Annotated in this window: 1 protein-coding gene; it reads right to left on the reverse strand. The window is 42.0% G+C overall.

The genetic code is table 11. From position 1 onward, the window contains the following. Positions 1–34: 34 nt before the first annotated feature. Positions 35–1239 (reverse strand): IS3 family transposase gene (locus L4C44_RS22720; RefSeq protein WP_428805753.1). Its coding sequence is split into 2 segments (ribosomal slippage): positions 35–852 and positions 852–1239, totalling 1206 coding nucleotides; the frame shifts between segments, so codons are not numbered across the junction. Between the last annotated feature and the right edge of the window lie 53 nt (positions 1240–1292).

Here is a 1292-nt window from a genome sequence, read left to right on the forward strand (position 1 = left end):
TGACCCGTCCTGATATGGGTTGACACTTGATTGACTAAAACGCTCGATGTATTTCATCGGGCGTTTTGTATTTTAGAGCTGTGTGAGGCCTATATTCATTATAGATTTTTACTGATTCAGCGACCATTTTCTTTGCTTCATCTAAATCATTCGGTTTATTCAACAGATACTCCATCTTCAATATTCCGTTGATCCTCTCTGCCAACGCATTCTGATAACAGTCATAGCCATCAGTCATTGAGCAAGATACATCATACTGCCGATGCAACTCTTGGTATTCCACAGAGCAGTATTGAACACCTCGATCTGAGTGATGGACAAGCTCACCTGTATTCTTCCGCTCTTTCAACGCGTTTAAAAAAGCCAGCTTGACCGTGCGAGCTTTCATATCATCACCTATGTGATAGCCCACGATTTTTCTTGAGTAAGCGTCCGTCACTAAACTGAGATAAGTACTACCATACCGCGTTGCTAGATAAGTAATATCGGCAACCCATAATTGCTCTGGTCTTTCCGGTATTAAGCCTTCTTTGATTCGATTTGGATGGCAGTAAAAGCGATGATTACTGTTGGTGGTTCGATGATAAGCCCTTCGATTCTGCACTAATAATCGATTCATTCTCAGCAGAGAGAATAAGCGGTCTCGCCCGATTTCAATATCGTTCTGAGCAAGTAAGTACTTGAGCTTACGAGTTCCTATACGAGGGTGCATCATCCTTTGCTCCTTTACAAAACCGAGTACTGATTCATCTTTCTTTGTCTGATGAATTTCTGCAACACAGCGCTTGTAGAAAGCTTGTCGTGTAATACCGATGAAGTGACAAGCCTTAGTGACGGTCAACTTTCTGACCGTTTTTTCCTTAATAACTCGGCCTTGCGCTTCTTTGAAATTCGGACTCCGAAATCTCTATCCATGACTTTTACAACCGCTTCAAAGAACTCAGCTTTGAGCTGAGTCTCTTCTAATTGCTGCTCGAGTTCTTTGATTCGTTGCTCTGGGGTTTGAGTTGAGGAAGAGTTTGACATAGTCGCTCCTAACGCTCTCGATTGTTCTGTTCCTTTAGACCAATCTAGTTGACCATGTTTGCGAAGCCAAACTAAAACGGTAGAGCGACCTTGGATCCCATAACGTTCTTGAGCTTGCTTATAAGTCATTTCGCCTTTTTCAACTTGGCTTACGACTGACAATTTAAAGGCAAGAGAATAATCTCGTTGAGTACGTCTACTTGTTGTTTTCATGACACTCTCCAATTTCATGTTGGAAATGTGTCAACCATATTTAGGACGGTACA

The sequence above is a fragment of the Vibrio satsumensis genome (assembly GCF_050337435.1).
GTDB classification, from domain to species: domain Bacteria; phylum Pseudomonadota; class Gammaproteobacteria; order Enterobacterales; family Vibrionaceae; genus Vibrio; species Vibrio satsumensis.